At 68.3% G+C, this 17,022-nt stretch carries 13 protein-coding genes; 11 read left to right on the top strand and 2 right to left on the bottom strand.

Features of this window, described 5'->3' with window-relative positions; translation table 11 throughout:
- Window positions 1-70 precede the first annotated feature (70 nt).
- The 3 genes from infB to AB0N61_RS07510 all read left to right on the top strand — a co-directional run bounded on the left by infB (window position 71) and on the right by AB0N61_RS07510 (window position 5,632).
- On the top strand, window positions 71-2,860 hold the full coding sequence (infB, locus tag AB0N61_RS07520) for a translation initiation factor IF-2 (RefSeq protein WP_363362839.1): 2,790 nt from the start codon (window positions 71-73) through the stop codon (window positions 2,858-2,860).
- A 71-nt stretch (window positions 2,861-2,931) separates the two neighbouring features.
- Entirely contained in the window at window positions 2,932-3,369 is a 438-nt protein-coding gene (rbfA, locus tag AB0N61_RS07515; RefSeq protein WP_167944645.1) for a 30S ribosome-binding factor RbfA, read from the top strand.
- 64 nt (window positions 3,370-3,433) lie between these two features.
- Window positions 3,434-5,632 carry a helix-turn-helix transcriptional regulator gene (locus tag AB0N61_RS07510; protein WP_363362838.1) on the top strand — a complete coding sequence of 733 codons (2,199 nt, stop codon included), beginning with the start codon at window positions 3,434-3,436 and terminating at the stop codon, window positions 5,630-5,632.
- Window positions 5,633-5,641: 9 nt separating this feature from the next.
- On the opposite strand, the gene AB0N61_RS07505 is transcribed toward AB0N61_RS07510, so the two are convergent.
- Window positions 5,642-6,541 carry an A/G-specific adenine glycosylase gene (locus AB0N61_RS07505; RefSeq protein WP_363362836.1) on the bottom strand — a complete coding sequence of 300 codons (900 nt, stop codon included), beginning with the start codon at window positions 6,539-6,541 and terminating at the stop codon, window positions 5,642-5,644.
- Between the two features lie 100 nt (window positions 6,542-6,641).
- On the opposite strand from AB0N61_RS07505, the gene truB reads away from it, so the two are divergent.
- The 6 genes from truB to AB0N61_RS07475 all read left to right on the top strand — a co-directional run bounded on the left by truB (window position 6,642) and on the right by AB0N61_RS07475 (window position 12,954).
- Window positions 6,642-7,535 (top strand): tRNA pseudouridine(55) synthase TruB, encoded by an 894-nt coding sequence (gene truB, locus AB0N61_RS07500; protein WP_363362834.1) that lies wholly within the window; start codon window positions 6,642-6,644, stop codon window positions 7,533-7,535.
- Window positions 7,532-7,900 (top strand): hypothetical protein, encoded by a 369-nt coding sequence (locus AB0N61_RS07495; RefSeq protein WP_363362833.1) that lies wholly within the window; start codon window positions 7,532-7,534, stop codon window positions 7,898-7,900. The genes truB and AB0N61_RS07495 overlap by 4 nt, the downstream gene beginning before the upstream one ends.
- Before the next feature lie 52 nt (window positions 7,901-7,952).
- Window positions 7,953-8,399 carry a hypothetical protein gene (locus AB0N61_RS07490; RefSeq protein WP_363362831.1) on the top strand — a complete coding sequence of 149 codons (447 nt, stop codon included), beginning with the start codon at window positions 7,953-7,955 and terminating at the stop codon, window positions 8,397-8,399.
- On the top strand, window positions 8,396-9,349 hold the full coding sequence (locus tag AB0N61_RS07485) for a bifunctional riboflavin kinase/FAD synthetase (RefSeq protein WP_363362830.1): 954 nt from the start codon (window positions 8,396-8,398) through the stop codon (window positions 9,347-9,349). The genes AB0N61_RS07490 and AB0N61_RS07485 overlap by 4 nt, the downstream gene beginning before the upstream one ends.
- 209 nt (window positions 9,350-9,558) lie before the next feature.
- On the top strand, window positions 9,559-11,703 hold the full coding sequence (locus AB0N61_RS07480) for a DEAD/DEAH box helicase (protein ID WP_363362828.1): 2,145 nt from the start codon (window positions 9,559-9,561) through the stop codon (window positions 11,701-11,703).
- Window positions 11,704-11,925: 222 nt separating this feature from the next.
- Window positions 11,926-12,954 (top strand): ATP-dependent 6-phosphofructokinase, encoded by a 1,029-nt coding sequence (locus AB0N61_RS07475; protein ID WP_363362826.1) that lies wholly within the window; start codon window positions 11,926-11,928, stop codon window positions 12,952-12,954.
- 74 nt (window positions 12,955-13,028) lie between these two features.
- Here the strand turns inward: AB0N61_RS07475 and AB0N61_RS07470 are convergent, their stop codons facing one another.
- Window positions 13,029-15,128 carry a S9 family peptidase gene (locus AB0N61_RS07470; RefSeq protein WP_363362824.1) on the bottom strand — a complete coding sequence of 700 codons (2,100 nt, stop codon included), beginning with the start codon at window positions 15,126-15,128 and terminating at the stop codon, window positions 13,029-13,031.
- Window positions 15,129-15,286: 158 nt separating this feature from the next.
- Between AB0N61_RS07470 and AB0N61_RS07465 the strand changes: the two genes are divergently transcribed.
- Both AB0N61_RS07465 and AB0N61_RS07460 read left to right on the top strand, forming a co-directional pair.
- Window positions 15,287-16,666, top strand: a complete 1,380-nt coding sequence (locus tag AB0N61_RS07465; RefSeq protein ID WP_363362822.1) for an inorganic phosphate transporter — start codon at window positions 15,287-15,289, stop codon at window positions 16,664-16,666.
- Window positions 16,663-16,998: a peptidase gene (locus tag AB0N61_RS07460; RefSeq protein WP_363362821.1), complete on the top strand. Its 336-nt coding sequence runs from the start codon at window positions 16,663-16,665 to the stop codon at window positions 16,996-16,998. The genes AB0N61_RS07465 and AB0N61_RS07460 overlap by 4 nt, the downstream gene beginning before the upstream one ends.
- Window positions 16,999-17,022: the final 24 nt, after the last annotated feature.

Below are 17,022 nucleotides of genomic sequence, written 5' to 3'. Positions count from 1 at the left end.
CTCGAAATGAGACCCGTCCGCGACTAGTGGTCTGCCCTGTCTGGGTGGACCGACCCCAGACAGGAGAATTGTGGCTGGTAAACCACGCGTACATGAGATCGCCGCTGAACTCGGCGTCGACAGCAAGATCGCACTTGCGAAGCTCAAGGAACTCGGAGAGTTCGTCAAGAGCCCCTCTTCGACCATCGAACCGCCGGTGGCGCGCAAGCTTCGCGCTGCCATCGAGTCGGATGCCTCGCTGAAGGGTTCCGCGGATGCGGCGCCCGCCGCAGCGAAGCCCGGTGCGGCGAAGCCCGGTGCGGCGAAGCCCGGCGCTGCGAAGCCCGGTGCCGCGAAGCCCGGCGCCGGCGCGCCGACCCCGGGACCGAAGCCCGGGCCCAAGCCCGCGCCCGCGCCCGAGGCGCCTGCTGCTCCGGCACCCGCCGCTCCGGCAGAGGCCGCTGCCCCGGCTGCACCCGCACCCGCAGCACCCAAGCCCTCAGACGGCGCGGCTCCCAAGCCCGCTGACGGCGGCGCACCCAAGCCCGGCGCCCCGCGCCCGGGCAACAACCCGTTCTCGTCGGCTCAGGGCATGGGCCAGCGGCCCAACGGTCCCCGACCCGGCAACAACCCCTTCGCCTCGGCCCAGGGCATGGGCCAGCGGCCGACGCCCGGCAACATCCCGCGTCCGCAGGCTCCGCGTCCCGGCGCCCCGCGTCCGGGTGCACCTCGTCCCGGTTCCCCCCGTCCCGGCGCCCCGCGCGGCGGACAGGGTGGTCGTCCCGGTGGTGCGCCGTTCCAGCAGCGTCCGGGTGGCCCCGGTCGTCCCGGCGGTGCCGGTGGACCTGGTGCAGGTCCCGGCGCTCGTCCCGGTGGTGGCTTCGCAGGTCGCCCCGGCGGCGGTGGCGGTCGCGGTCGTGGCCCCGGTGGAGGTACCGCAGGTGCCTTCGGCAAGGGCGGCGGCAAGAGCAAGCAGCGCAAGTCGCGGCGGGCGAAGCGGCAGGAATTCGAGATGCGGAGCGCTCCGGTCGTCGGTGGCGTCAACGTCACCCGCGGCAACGGGGAGATCATCCGCATGCGCCGCGGTGCGTCCATCGCGGACTTCGCCGATAAGATCGAGACGCTGACCGGTTACACGGTGCAGCCCGGAACCCTCGTGACGATCCTCTTCAACCTCGGCGAGATGGCCACGGCCACCGAGTCGCTGGACGAGGCGACGTTCGAGGTCCTGGGCGAGGAGCTCGGCTACAAGATCCAGATGGTCTCGCCCGAGGACGAGGACAAGGAGCTCCTCGAGGGCTTCGGTCTCGACCTCGAGGCCGAGCTGGAGGCGGAGAGCGAGGACGACCTCGAGATCCGTCCCCCGGTGGTCACCGTCATGGGTCACGTCGACCATGGTAAGACCCGTCTGCTCGACGCCATCCGCCAGACCAACGTCATCGAGGGCGAGGCCGGAGGCATCACCCAGCACATCGGTGCGTACCAGGTGTGGACGGAGCACGAGGGCATCGAGCGTGCCATCACCTTCATCGACACCCCCGGTCACGAGGCGTTCACCGCCATGCGTGCCCGTGGTGCGCAGGTCACCGACCTCGCGATCCTCGTGGTCGCGGCCGATGACGGCATCATGCCGCAGACGGTCGAGGCGCTCAACCACGCCCAGGCGGCCGACGTGCCGATCGTGGTCGCGGTGAACAAGGTCGACAAGCCCGACGCCAACCCGGCCAAGGTCCGTCAGCAGCTCACCGAGTACGGCTTGGTCGCTGAGGAGTACGGCGGAGACGTCATGTTCGTCGACGTCTCGGCCCGCGCGGGCACCGGAATCCAGGAGCTCCTGGACGCGGTGCTGCTCACGGCTGACGCGGGCCTCGACCTGACCGCCAACCCGAACAAGGCCGCTCGCGGTGTCGCCATCGAGGCGAAGCTCGACAAGGGTCGCGGTTCGGTCGCCACGGTGCTGATCCAGTCCGGAACGCTTCGCGTCGGTGACGCTATCGTCGCGGGAACGGCCTATGGCCGTGTGCGTGCGATGGCCGATGAGAACGGCGAGCAGGTCCTCGAGGCCTACCCCTCGCGTCCGGTCCAGGTGCAGGGTCTCAACTCCGTGCCGCGTGCCGGCGACGTCTTCATCGTGACCGAAGAAGACCGCATGGCGCGTCAGATCGCGGAGAAGCGTGAAGCGGTCGAGCGCAACGCCCAGCTGGCCAAGGCCCGCAAGCGTATCTCGCTCGAGGACTTCACCCGTGCGCTCGAAGAGGGCAAGGTCGAGTCGCTCAACCTCATCATCAAGGGTGATGTCTCCGGTGCCGTCGAGGCGCTCGAGGAGTCGCTTCTCAAGATCGAGGTCGACGATTCGGTGCAGCTGCGCATCATCCACCGCGGTGTCGGTGCGATCACGGAGTCCGACGTCAACCTCGCGACGATCGACAACGCGATCATCGTGGGCTTCAACGTCCGCCCCGACACGAAGGCGCGCGAACGCGCCCAGCGTGAAGGCGTGGACATCCGGTTCTACTCGGTGATCTACAACGCGATCGACGAGATCGAGAGCTCGCTCAAGGGCATGCTCAAGCCGGAGTACGAAGAGGTCCAGTCGGGTGTGGCCGAGATCCGCGAGGTGTTCCGCTCCTCGAAGTTCGGCAACATCGCCGGTGTCATCGTGCGTTCGGGAACGATCACGCGAAACGCCAAGGCTCGTGTCATCCGCGACGGCGTGGTGCTCGCCGATGGCCTCGCCATCGAGTCGCTGCGTCGCTTCAAGGACGACGTCACCGAAGTCCGCACGGACTACGAGGCCGGTATCGGCCTCGGCAAGTTCAACGACATCCAGGTCGGCGACGAGATCGAGACCACGGAGCTGGTCGAGAAGCCTCGCGGCTGATCGAGTTCGATATCTTCGGGCGAGGGTGCGTCATGCACCCTCGCCCGAAGGGTACGTAGAGGGAGAGAGCAATGGCTGGTGAACGACAGGCACGTCTGGCCGATCGCATTCGTGTGATCCTGGCGGAGCGACTCGAGAAGGGGCTGCGCGATCCGCGTCTCGGATTCGTGACCATCACCGATGTCCGCGTGAGCGGAGACCTGCAGCACGCCTCCGTGTTCTACACGGTGCTGGGCACCGAGGAGGAGCGTCTCTCCAGCGGGGCGGCGCTGACGTCCGCGACCGGAATGCTCCGCAGCGAGGTCGGCAAGCAGCTGAGCACCCGCCTGGTTCCGACGCTCGAGTTCATCCCCGACGCGTTGCCCGAGAACGCCGATCACATCTCGGCGCTGCTGCGTGAAGCACAGCAGCGCGACGCCGAAGTGGCGAAGCTCGCCTCCTCCGCATCGCACGCCGGTGAGGCGGACCCGTATCTGCGTCAGGAAGACGACGACGACACGCAGGCCTGAATATCGCGCCCTCGTCTGAGGGGGCGAGTGACGTTGCTAACCTCGGCTCAACGGGCGGTCGCCTGTGGGGACTGGGGGGTTCAGCATCGACGTGTGGAGTGCGCAGCGAGCGGCTTCTGTCGCAGCCGCAGCTGTCGAGAAGGTGCTCGAGGAGCTTCTCGAGCATGATCTGAGTTGCGCGCCGCATGTCGCTGCTCGACTCGCGGCGGACTTGTCGGGCGACCCGAAGACGATCCTGGCGGTGGCCGCCCGTCTCGACGCCTCTCAGCGACAGGGCCTGAGCGCGCTTCCCTCGCCGTTGCCGATGGCGCCGGCAGTGGAGACGCTGTTCGCTCGGTTGGATCTCGACGATCGTGACCGCGAGATTCTCGTCGCGGCGTCGATGCGCCTCGACGACCGGCTGGACCCGCTCGTCGACTTGGCCGGCGGGTCCGCTGAGGAACTCACCCGTGGCCGGCTCGGGGAGCTTCTCGACGTCCATGCCGGTCGGGTCCGCCTGACCGACCCTCGCCTGGCGATCTGGCTGCGGGCGACGACGCCGGCGTCGGCGGCTGCTGCGGTGCATACGAGACTGCACCGGGTGTTCGACGAACGAGGCGAGCGGGTGGACGCGGACTGGCACCGCGCTCGTGCGGCGATGCACGGCGATCCGGTGACCGCCGGCGAGCTCACGCGGATGGCCAGGGAGCATTCGGAGGCGGGGCTCAGCGAGCGTGCCTTCCATCTCGCGAGAGAGGCGGCCGCCCACGCGAGCGGGGTCGAGCGCGACGAGGCGAATCTGGTCGCCGGTGTCGCTGCCATCGCGGCGGGATACGCGGTCGACGCGGGGCGCCGGCTCGGGAGTCTGTTCCCCGATGGTGACGAGCTCTTTCGTCTCCAGGGTCTCGGCGGGCTGCTCGTCGCCGAGGCGCATCTGCGCGGGGGAGTCCCCGAGGTCGACACGAGCGCGATCCAGCCGCACCGCGATGACGCCGAGCACTGGTACTCGTGGGCGCGTGCCACGGCCTTCGCCGCGATGCTGTGCGCGGAGCGCGGCGACCGTCGCGGGATGCGTTCGTGGCTCGACGCTCTCAGACACGCGAGCGCGCGGGTGGAAGCCGACCGCGAGCTTCGGGATCCGGTCGTCGCGCTGGCGTGGCTCGTCATCGGCGATCGCGAGATGAACGAGGTGCGCGGGGCAGGGCCGCTCACCGGAGGTCTGCTGCAGGCTCTGCGCTCCGCGCTCGACGGCGACGTCGACAGAGGGCTGAGCCTGCTCGCCGCGGGGGAGTCGGCGGTCGGAGTCGAGGTCGACCCGTTCGTGGCGGGCTTCGAGTTCAGCCCGCTCGTCGCCGCATACCGCGCGGTGACGGAGGTCCTGCTGCTGATGTGGCGGGGAGACATCGGCGCCGCTCGCGACAGGATGCTGGATGCGTCTCTGGAATTGCCCGTGGCTCTGCCTTTCGCCGGGCTCGGGGTGGTCATCGCGCGACGTCTCGATCTCGCGGTTCTCGGGCACCTGGGCCCGTTCGCGAAGGCACTCACCGCCGCACTGCCCGCCCCTCTGCGCATCGATCAGCTCGTGGACAGAGGCATCGAGGCGTTCCTGTCAGGCAACTCGGCCGAGGCGGCGGCGTGCATGCGGCTCTGGAGGGACCGCGGTGCTCCGCAGCCGACACTGTCGGTGCCCGGGCTCGAGGAGGCGATCGTGGTCACGCACGGCGGATCGTGGAGTCCGCAGCGGATCGAACCACCGGAGATCGCGCTCGCGCAGCGGTTGCGCGTGCAGATCACCAGCTGCTCGGACGACGAATGGCGGGTGGTGCGACCGGTCGTGGTCGCCGCCGCGCGGACTCTGACGTCGCCTTTCTCCCGCGGTCGCGTCGAGGCGATGATCGGTGCGAGGTCGCTGATCAAGGGAGACGTCGCACTCGGCAGGGAGCACCTGTCGATGGCACGGAACCTGCTGGAAGTCTCGGGAGCGACGGCATGGGCGAGGGCGGTGGCGGTGCGTCTGGAGGAGGCGGAGACCCCCGGCGGGGCTGCCGTCAGCGGCGACCCGCTGTCTTCATGCCGCCGAGTCTGGGAGTCGATGCTCACCGCTCGGGAGCTCGAGGTCGCGATGCTGGCCGTCGGCGGAGCCTCGAACCGTGACATCGCCGATGCGCTCCACGTGTCCGTTCGCACCGTGGAAGTGCATCTGGGTCGGGTCTTCGCCAAGCTCGAGGTGAGGACGCGCGTCGAGCTCACGGTGCTCGCTCACCGTATCGGCCAGTTCGTATGACGTCCGTACTCAGCGCGGCAGTGACAGAAGCTCGCCGTCGGCCTCGGCGAGGCCGTCGGCGATGAGCGAGCCGATCGCGCGGTCCCGCTGCAGCGCATCCGGCCAGTCCGCGAGCACGGAGTCGATCAGGACCGGGTCCGGTGAGGCGGTTCGCAGCACCTTGAGCACGGCTCCTCGGGCCTGTCGGTCGGAGCCTTCGAACGCGGCTTGGCGTCTCCGCGTGTCGCCGGTCTCGGGCCGCCCTGCGGCGAGCCACGCGCATGTGTCGTTCAGCGGGCAGATGTCGCATCGAGGGGAGCGGGCCGTGCACACGGTCGCGCCCAGCTCCATCGCGGCTGCGTTGAACACCGCGGAATCTGCGACATCGGCGGGGAGCAGTGACTCCATGAGCGCCAGATCACGACGTGAGGGCGGGCCCGGCTGCGACTGGCCGAGGATGGCGCGCGCCATCACGCGTCGAGTGTTCGTGTCCACGACCGGGTGTCGGTCGCCATAGGCGAAGACCGCCACGGCCCGGGCCGTGTAGTCGCCGATGCCGGAGAGCTTCAAGAGGGCGTCCACATCGTTGGGCACGATGCCGTCGTGCCGCTCGGTGATCTCGACGGCGGCGCGATGCAGCCACAGGGCGCGGCGGGGATAGCCGAGGTTGGCCCACTGCTGCACGACCTCGGCGGGCGAGGCGGCGGCCATCGCCACGGGCGTCGGCCACCTCGCGAGCCACGCCTCGAGGTGGGGGATCACGCGATTCACGGGCGTCTGCTGCAGCATGAACTCGCTGACCAGGGTGCCCCAGGCGCCGAAGTCCTCGTGGAACTGCAGGCGACGCCACGGCAGATCGCGTGCTGCGCCCCGATACCAGTCGGCAAGGGGCTCCGATACCTCGGCGGCTGGGGGCGGAGTCGGAGGCATCTCGTCAGCCTAGGCGAACATCGATCGCTGAGGAGCGGGACGGCGTCGAGGTGGGCCAGGGCGGGCGGAGGAGGGGCCGAGCGCATCGTAGGCTTGAGAGATGGTCTCGCCCGGCATCCTCCTCGTCGACAAGCCCGCTGGACTGACCAGCCATGACGTGGTCGCGCGCACACGGCGTGCGCTCGGCACGCGCAAGGTCGGGCATGCCGGAACCCTCGACCCCATGGCGACGGGTCTGCTCGTGATAGGTGTCGAGGGCGCGACGCGACTGCTCACCTACATCGTCGGGGCCGACAAGACCTACGAGGCGACGATCCGCCTCGGTCAGACGACAGGCACGGACGACGCGGACGGCGAGATCCTCACCCGAGCCACCGCGGAGTCCTGGGTCTCGGTCACCGCCGACCGGGTGGCGGCCGGCATCGAGGCACTCACCGGCGCGATCTCGCAGGTGCCGAGCTCGGTGTCCGCGATCAAGGTCGACGGACGCCGTGCGTACGACCGTGTGCGAGCCGGCGAAGAAGTGGTGCTCGCCCCTCGCGACGTCACGGTGTCGCGATTCGACGTCGTGGCCGAGCGCTCGGGCGATGGCTTCCTGGATCTCGACGTCGTCGTCGAGTGCTCGTCCGGCACGTATATCCGCTCGCTCGCCCGAGACCTCGGGTCGGCGCTCGGGGTCGGCGGGCACCTCACCGCTCTCCGCCGCTCGCGCGTCGGTGATTTCGACGTCGATGATGCCGTGCCGATCGACGGCATCGTCGAGACGGCGCTGCTGACACCGGCCGCCGCGGCAGCGCGGGTCCTCGATCCCATGCCGGTTTCGACCGAGGAAGCGCGAGACCTGCGCCACGGCAAGCGTCTGCTGGGCCAGGCCGACCGCCTGGTCGGCTCCGTGGCGGCCGCGATCGATGAGGACGGCGTGCTCGTCGGCGTCGTCGAGAGACGCGGCGGCGACCTCAAGAGCGCCATGAACATGCCGGAGGAGACCCGATGATCCTCTGGCTGACCATCGCCCAGGTGGCGGTCGCGACGCTGGCCGGGCTGTTCTGCATCTCACTCGGCCTGGCCGGACGACGTCCGAGCGACTACACCGTCGGTGCGCTCGCGCTGGTCGAGCTGCTCCTCATCGTGCAGGTGATCGTCGCCATCGTGGCGCCGATCGTCGGGAACCCGCCGACGGGCGACCTGCTCGAGTACTGGGTCTATCTCGTCTCCGCCGTGCTGCTGCCCATCGGTGCCGTGCTGTGGGCTCTGATGGAGAGGAGCCGCTGGAGCACGGTGATCCTCGGGGTCGCGGCCCTGGCGGTCGCGATCATGATCTGGCGCATGCATGTCATCTGGACGGTTCAGGTGGCCTGAGCAGTCCGCGAGGATCCGAGACCGCGCGCCCGGATCTAGAATGGAGGACGCTATGAGCGCCACCGTCCCCACCTCCCGCATGACCGGCATCGGCCGTGTCCTCGTGATCGTCTACGCCGTGATGGCGCTCGCGGCCACGGGGAGAAGCTTCGTGCAGATCTTCCGCCAGTTCGACGAGGCACCGCTCGCATACGCGCTGTCGGCACTCGCGGCCGGCGTGTACATCCTCGCGACGTTGGCACTCGTCCTCGCGAACCGTCGGGGGTGGTACGCGGTGGCCTGGGTGGCGATCGTCTTCGAGCTCGCCGGTGTCCTGGTGGTCGGATCGCTCAGCATCTTCTTCCCCGAGCTGTTCCCGCACGACACCGTCTGGTCGATGTTCGGACGCGGATATCTGTTCATCCCCCTCGTGCTCCCCGTCTTCGGGATCTGGTGGCTACGCACGCACAGGCCTGCGCGCGAGGCGGAGGCCGCTCTCCCCGTCGAGGCCAGCGCATGATCGTCTTTCGCGACCCGAGCGAGGTTCCCGCCGGTTTCGGTCCCTCCGCCGTGGCGATCGGCAAGTTCGACGGCGTTCACGCCGGACACCGAGCGGTCATCCGGCGCCTCAAGGAGATCGCGGCGGAATCAGGCGTCCGCGCCGTCGCCGTCACCTTCGACCGCAATCCGCTCGCCGTGCTGAGGCCGGATCGGTGCCCGGAGAACGTCGTCACCGTCGAGCGGAAGATCGAGCTGCTCAGCGAACTCGAGCTCGACGCCACACTGCTTCTGACCTTCGACGAAGAACTCGCAGCGCGCAGCGCCGAGGACTTCGTTGCCGGGATCCTCACGAGTGCCCTGCACGTGTCCGCCGTTCTCGTCGGCGAGGACTTCCGGTTCGGGCGGGGAGGAGCGGGTGATCCTGAGCTCCTCCGTCAGCTCGGACCGAAGTACGGCTTCACCGTCGAGGTCGTCGACGATGTGTTCCTGGACGGCTCCGACCGTCGCGTCTCATCCACCTGGATCCGGGAACTGCTGATGGCCGGCGACGTCACGGCCGCCGCACGTGTGCTCGATCGCAACGTGGACGTGCGCGGGGAGGTCGTGCACGGGCTCAAGCGAGGACGCGAGCTCGGGTTCCCGACGGCGAACCTCTCGGCGTCGGTCGACTCGTTCGTCCCCGCCGACGGGGTGTACGCCGGTTGGCTCATCGACCACGAGACCGGTCTGCGCCACCGGGCGGCGATCTCGGTGGGCACCAACCCCACATTCGACGACGTGCTCGAACGACAGGTGGAGGCGCACGTGATCGGGGAGACCGACCTCGACCTGTACGGTCACGACGTCACCGTCGAGTTCGTCGAGCGTCTGCGCGGCATGGTCGCGTTCGAGGGGATCGAGAAGCTGAAGTCCCAGATGACTTCGGACGTCTCCGATGCCGAGAGCGTCCTGTCGCGAGTCTCCCGCTGAACTCGCCCTGAATTCTGCGTGTCCTGATCTGCGTCGCCCAGGCGGGATGACATAGAATGGGCTTCGGCGGTCCCTGATCCTCGCGCGTCCTTCGCACGTCGACGACCACCGGAAATACTGTTCGTACGGTCCTGGCTCACGCCACACGCGGACATCGAGAACGGCCGTTGCATCCCTCACGATGCCCGGCCTTCACGCTCAGGAGGAGCATGCCGACCACGGCAACCGCCGCAACACGGCGCAAGAAGACGTCCCGTCGCGACGATGAGGCACCCCTCATCCCGATCCTCGCCCGCAAGGTGCGTGAGATCGAGGCGAAGTCGCAGCGAGGGAAGCTCGGCCCCACCAATCGGGTCAAGTTCCAGGTCATCGCATTCCTGGTCCGCGAAGAGCGCGCACGGGTCAAAGCGGATGCCGACATCGCCGATGCCGCCCGCGCAGAGTTGCTCAAGCGCCTCGACGGCGTGGCCACGATCCTCGCGAAGACGGCGGCGCGCGACACCTCGCTGATCCAGCTTCTCGAGGCCGATCAGGCGACCTCGCCTGTCGCGAAGCGCATGCGCCGCGACTGGCTGCTCGAGTCGGGAGCGGAACTTGCTCCTGAGGAGCTCATCATCGCCGACATCGCACCCGTTCAGACGCCGGTGGTGCCCGCGGCGATCGCCGAGCGCCAGGTGACGCCCCCCTCTGTCGAGGCGCGTCAGCTGGCGAACCCCTTCCTCGCGCCCGATCTCACTCCGCGCGCCACCACGACGCCTCGTCGGCGCCTCGACGGGTGGGAGCTCATGGGCCCGCTGTACAAGGCCTTCGAGACAGGAGCCGGGGGAGGGGCAGCCAGCATGGATCTGCCTCCCGCGCCCGAGTTCGACCACCTCTCGCCCAAGGGGCTCGAGGTCATGGTGCACCAGTCCCGCTTCCTCGAAGCGGTGCGCGAGGGGCACAGGAGCTTCCTGCTGGCGGATGAGCCCGGCCTCGGCAAGACGGCCCAGTCGGTGCTCGCCGCGTCCGTGGCGGGGGCCTACCCCCTGCTCGTGGTCGTGCCCAACGTCGTCAAGATGAACTGGGCGAGAGAGGTCGAGCGCTGGACTCCGCAGCGCAGGGCGACGGTGATCCAGGGCGACGGCGACGACATCGACGCGTTCGCCGACGTGTTCATCGTGAACTACGAGATCCTCGACCGTCACATGTCGTGGCTCGCGTCGATCGGGCTCCGGGGCATGGTCGTCGATGAGGCCCACTTCATCAAGAACCTCAGCTCCCAGCGCTCGCAGAACGTGCTCTCGCTCGCGAATCGAGTGCGCGAGCGCACACCGGGCGGCAAGCCGCTGATGCTGGCTCTCACGGGAACGCCGCTGATCAACGACGTCGAGGACTTCGACGCGATCTGGCGATTCCTCGGATGGACGACGGGCGAGAAGCCGGGCCCGGAACTGATGGAGAAGCTCGACGCGACCGGGTTCACCCCGGCAGACAAGGCGTTCTACCCCGAGGCCCGCGACGCGGTGATCTCGATGGGCATCGTGCGACGCAAGAAGAAGGATGTCGCCGCCGACCTCCCCGACAAGCTCATCGCGGACCTCCCGGTGCAGCTGGACGACGAGTTCGGCCGCGGCATCCGTCAGGCCGAGCGGGAGCTGGGCGAGCGGCTCGCCGCTCGCTACCGACGGATCATCGAGGCGCGAGGGGATCGGGGGCTCGCACCGGGTGAGATCGACGATGACATCGTGCGCCTGGTCGCTCAGAACGAGCTCGAGGAGTCGAAGTCGGCCGGCACCGGGGGAGACAACGTCTTCACGATGGTGCGTCGCATCGGCCAGGCGAAGGCGCAGCTGGCGGCTGACTACGCTGCTCAGCTGCAGCGTTCGGTGGGCAAGGTCGTGTTCTTCGCGAAGCACATCGACGTGATGGATCAGGCGGAGACGCACTTCGCCGCCGCCGGCATCCGCGCGGTCTCGATCCGAGGCGATCAGACGTCGACCGCTCGGCAGCAGTCGATCGACGACTTCAACAGCGACCCCGAGGTGGGCATCGCGGTCTGCTCGCTGACTGCGGCCGGCGTCGGTCTGAACCTGCAGGCGGCTTCCAACGTGGTCCTCGCCGAGTTGTCGTGGACGGCGGCCGAGCAGACGCAGGCGATCGACCGTGTGCATCGCATCGGCCAGGACGAGCCGGTGACCGCGTGGCGGATCATCGCCGCGCACACGATCGACGCCAAGATCGCAGAGCTCATCGATCAGAAGCAGGGCCTCGCGGCCCGTGCGCTCGACGGTGAAGCCCTGGATGAGGCGGCGGCCGAGCCCGTGCAGCTTGGCGCTCTGATGCATCTGCTGCGGGAGGCGCTCGGCACCGCCTGAGTCTCTTCGATGGCAGTGAAATCGGCGTTAAGAACCACGAATCTTGACGCCGATTTCTCATGTACGGCCCTCTCATCGTGCATTTCTGGCAAATCGTCGCGACACGGCGGCAAGATCGCCGGTTTTCACCGCCTCGAATGGCGCCCGGTCGGCCCGGACCGCTAGTGTCGATCGCAGGCACCGTCGCCTGTTCCCCTTCCCCTGAACCCGTCTGAGGCAAGCATGAAGATCGGCATCCTGACGAGCGGCGGCGACTGCCCCGGACTCAACGCGGTCATCCGCGGCATCGTGCTCAAGGGCACCACCACCTATGACTTCGAGTTCGTCGGCATCCGCGACGGCTGGCGGGGTGTGGTCGACGGGGACTTCTTCCCCCTCACGAGGCACGAGGTGAAGGGCCTCTCGAAGGTCGGCGGCACGATTCTGGGCACCAGTCGCACGAACCCCTACGAGGGGGAGCGCGGAGGCGCCGAGAACATCGCCAAGACGCTGTACGGTCACAAGATCGACGGCATCATCGCCATCGGCGGCGAGGGCACCCTCGCAGCCGCTGACCGCCTCGCCAAGGACGGCATCAACGTCATCGGCGTGCCGAAGACGATCGACAACGACCTGCGCGCCACGGACTACTCGTTCGGGTTCGACACCGCGGTCAACATCGCCACGGACGCGATGGATCGTCTGCGCACCACCGGCGACTCGCACCAGCGCTGCATGGTCGCCGAGGTCATGGGGCGCCACGTCGGCTGGATCGCCCTGCACGCGGGTATGGCAGCCGGGGCCCACGCGATCTGCATCCCCGAGGTGCCCATGTCGATCGACGACATCACCGAGCTCGTCTCGAGCGCGCACGATCGTGGTCGAGCGCCGCTCGTGGTCGTCTCCGAGGGGTTCAAGCTGCTCGGTATGGACGAGGCTTACAGCGACAAGGGCCTCGACGCCTTCAATCGTCCTCGTCTGGGAGGCATCGGCGATCAGCTGGCCCCCGAGATCGAGCGCATCACGGGCATCGAGACCCGCGCGACGATCCTCGGGCACATCCAGCGCGGTGGCTCGCCGTCGGCGTTCGACCGCGTGCTCGCGACTCGCCTCGGGCTCCACGCGGCCGACGCGATCGTCGACAAGGCATGGGGCCAGATGGTGGCCATGCAGGGCACCGACATCGTGCGCGTGCCCTTCGCCGAGGCCCTGGGAGAACTGAACACTGTTCCTCGCAGCCGGTACGACGAAGCGGCAGCGCTCTTCGGCTGAGCCACCGACGACGAACGCCGCACAGAACGGGCCGATCCCTGAGGATCGGCCCGTTCTCTGCGCTCGGCGAAGGGTCAGCGCGACGCGAGACCGACCGTGTCGAGGATCCACGCGAGTTCGAAGGCGCGCTCCTTCCACGAGTTGTAACGACCGCTGACACCGCCGTGACCGGCGACCATCTCGCACTTGAGCAGGGCGTCGGTCGCGCCGGCGACGCGCAGCGCGGCGACCCACTTCGCGGGCTCGACGTAGAGGACGCGTGTGTCGTTGAGTGATGTCACCGCCAGGATGCGCGGGTACGGCACCCCGTCTCGGACGTTCTCATAGGGCGAGTACGACTTCATGTACTCGTAGACGTCGGCTCCGTGCAGCGGGTCGCCCCACTCGTCCCACTCGATCACCGTCAGGGGGAGGGAGGGGTCGAGGATCGTGGTGAGCGCGTCGACGAAGGGCACGGCTGCGAGCACGCCGGCGAAGAGCTCGGGAGCCAGGTTGGTCACGGCGCCCATGAGGAGTCCGCCCGCACTCCCTCCCTCGGCGACCATGCGGTCGGGCGAGGTGACCCCCTGCTCGACGAGGTGCTCGGCGCACGAGACGAAATCGGTGAAGGTGTTCCGCTTGTTGAGCAGCTTCCCGTCCTCGTACCACTGACGCCCCATCTCGCCCCCGCCGCGGACGTGCGCGACTGCGAAGACGATGCCGCGATCGAGTTCCGAGAGCCGCGCGACCGAGAAGCCGGGGTCGATGGAATGCTCGTACGAGCCGTAACCGTAGAGGTGCACGGGGCGCGGTGCGGAGCCCGGCTCGCCGAAGGATCTCTTCCACACGAGAGAGATCGGAACGCGGGTGCCGTCCGACGCCGTGGCCCAGTCGCGCTTCTGGCCGTACTCGCGCGGGTCGTAGCCGCCGAGCACGGCGACCTGCTTCCGCAGATGCAGTTCGCGAGTGGCCAGGTCCAGCTCGTACACGGTTCCCGGCGTCACGAAGGACGTATAGCCGAGCCGGAGGAACGGCGAGTGCCATTCCGGATTTCCGCTGACCCCTGCCGAGTAGAGCGGCTCGTCGAAGGCGATGTCCTCGACCGAGTCCGTCGCATAGTCGAGGATGCCGACTCGCTCCAGACCCTCGCGGCGATACTCCACTGTCGCGAAGTCGCGGAACGCGTCCATCCCGAGCAGGCGGCGCCCCGGCTCGTGTGCGAGCACGACGCGGCGCTCGCCCTGGGGTGCCGAGGCTGACACGGAGACGAGCTCGAAGTCCAGGGCGTCGTCGTTGTGCAGGATGTACAGGCGATCTTCACCGTCGACCACAGCGTGCTCGAGCGAGTACTCGACGCCCTCGCGGCGCGGCCAGACGATCCTCGGCGCTGCGGTCAGATCCCCGGCGAGATCCACGAGGTACTCCTCGCTGGTGATGCTCGATCCGACCGCGATCACCAGATACTTGCGGCTGCGGGTGATGCCGGCGCCGAGCCAGTACTTCTCGTCCGGCTCATGGAAGAGCTTCACGTCCTCCGAGACCGGTGTGCCCAGGCGATGCAGCCAGAGGGTGTCCGGCCGCCATGCGTCGTCGCGCGTCGTGTAGAGGATCCCGGTGCCGTCCGGCGTGAAGAACGCGCCGCCGGTGTCGGGGATCTCGTCGGAGAGGGTCTCGCCGCTGACGAGATCGCGCACGTGCACCGTGTAGAGCTCGTCGCCCTCGAAGTCCGTGGCCCAGAGCAGCTTCGTCGCGTCGTCCGAGGTGTCGAACGCGCCGAGTGAGAAGAACTCGTGTCCCTCGGCCTCGACATTGCCGTCGAGCAGCACGATCTCGCCCGGCACCGCCACTCCCGGCTCCAGCACCGGGGGAGTCCAATCGTCCTCGGCCGCGGCGGTCCGGCAGTGGATGGCGTACTGCGCGCCCTCCTCGGTGCGGCTGTAGTACCACCATGCTCCGCGTCGCGTGGGCACCGACAGATCGGTCTCCTGCACGCGGCCCTTGATCTCCTGGAACAGAGCCTCGCGGAGGCCGGCCAGATGGGAGAGCTCGGCCTCGGTGTGCGCGTTCTCTGCCTCGAGATGTGCGATCACCTCATCGGAGTCCTTCTCTCGGAGCCATTCGTATGGATCATCGAAGGTGTCACCGTGGTGCGTGCGAAGGGTCGAGCGGCGGTCCGCGATCGGGGCATCAGTCACGTTCCCACGCTAGCTCAGGTCAAGTTGACCGGCACCCGGGAGGGTGGGAGGATCTACCGGGGCCGGTTAACGGAAGTAAAACCCACGGTGAACTCTTCGTTCGTCACGTCGATCCCGTCGACACCTCTCCTTTCTTCCTCAACGACCGAAAGCGAACGGTGGAAACCGCAGCCCTCATCGTCGTGCTGGTTATCCTGCTGGCACTCTTCTTCGACTTCACCAACGGGTTTCACGACACCGCGAACGCGATGGCGACGCCCATCGCGACGGGCGCGCTCAAGCCCAAGACCGCTGTTCTTCTGGCAGCCGTCCTGAACCTCGTCGGCGCATTCCTCTCGACAGAGGTCTCCAAGACCGTGTCGCATGGGATCATCCGCGAGGACTCCATCCAAGGCGATGTCTTCCTGCCGATGATCTTCGCCGGTCTCATCGGCGCGATCACCTGGAACATGCTGACCTGGCTGCTGGGCCTGCCGTCCAGCTCGTCGCACGCGCTCTTCGGCGGCCTCATCGGAGCCACCCTGGTCGGCGTCGGGGTCAGCGGAATCGACTTCGGCATGGTGCTCTCGAAGATCATCCTGCCGGCGCTCATCGCTCCGCTCACCGCGGGCATCATCGCCTTCGCGGCGACCAAGCTCGCGTACTCGATCACGCGGCGCTACGACGGCAAGCCGGACGGACGCGACGGCTTCCGCTGGGGACAGATCTTCACCTCCTCACTGGTCGCACTCGCGCACGGCACGAACGACGCCCAGAAGACGATGGGCGTGATCACCCTCGCGCTGATCACGGTCGGGTGGCAGAGCAGCGAACAGGCCGATCCGTATCTCTGGGTCATCATCGCGTGTGCAGTCACGATCGCCCTCGGCACGTATCTCGGCGGGTGGCGCATCATCCGCACGCTGGGCAAGGGGCTGACCGAGGTCAAGCCTGCCCAGGGCTTCTCGGCTGAGAGCTCGACGGCCGCGACGATCCTCGCCTCGAGCGCATTCGGTTTCGCGCTCTCGACCACTCAGGTGGCCTCGGGGTCGGTCATCGGCTCGGGCCTCGGTCGCCGCGGATCCACGGTTCGCTGGCGGACCGCCGGCCGCATCGCCATCGGCTGGCTCCTCACGCTTCCGGCGGCAGGCGCGGTCGGTGCCCTCGCTGCGCTGCTCATCACGTGGCTGGGCCTGTGGGGCATCGCGATCGACGCGGTCCTGGCGCTGGCGGTCATCATCGGCCTGTTCCTTCGCTCCCGCAAGGATGCCGTGACCTCCGCGAACGCCATGAGCGATGTGGCCGAGTCGGGGCTGGCGATCGAGCACCCCGATATGCCACCGCCCACGCGTCGGCAGCAGCGGGTCCTCGAGGCCAAGGCCGAGGCGAAGGCCCGCGCGGAGGCGCGGGAGAAGGTCAAGGCTCAGGCCAAGGCGGACGCCACGGCGAAGGCGGCGGCCAAGGCCGCGAAGAAGGCCCCGAAGACGGGCGCCTCGACGAGGACCGACAGCCCGGGTGAGGACAGTCTCGAGAAGACGAACAGCGAGGAGTCGAAGTGACCGTCGACATCGACTGGGCCGCGTTCGTCCAGGTGTTCCTTGCGGCTCTGATCGGAGCCTGCGCCGTCGTGACGTTCTATGCGCTCGGTCTTCGCCTGCTCGTCCGCAGCGGACGCGCTCCGGTCGTCAGCCCGGCGGAGTTCACCGACGCGATCACCGTGATCTCCGAGAAGGAGCTCAAACGTGCTGCCAAGCAGGCGGCCAAGGCGGCGAAGAAGAGCCCTCTCACCGAGGGACAGCGACGGGTCGCGCTGTACGGCGCGTACGGATGCTTCGCGCTCTGCGCGGCTGCCGTCGTGGTGGGCATTCTGATCATCGTCGTCGGGCACTGACGTCCGCGTCGCGCCCAGCGGGGC

Source organism: Microbacterium sp. NPDC089320, assembly GCF_040684875.1.
Taxonomy (GTDB): domain Bacteria; phylum Actinomycetota; class Actinomycetes; order Actinomycetales; family Microbacteriaceae; genus Microbacterium.
This window is presented reverse-complemented; position numbering and strand designations above follow the sequence as displayed.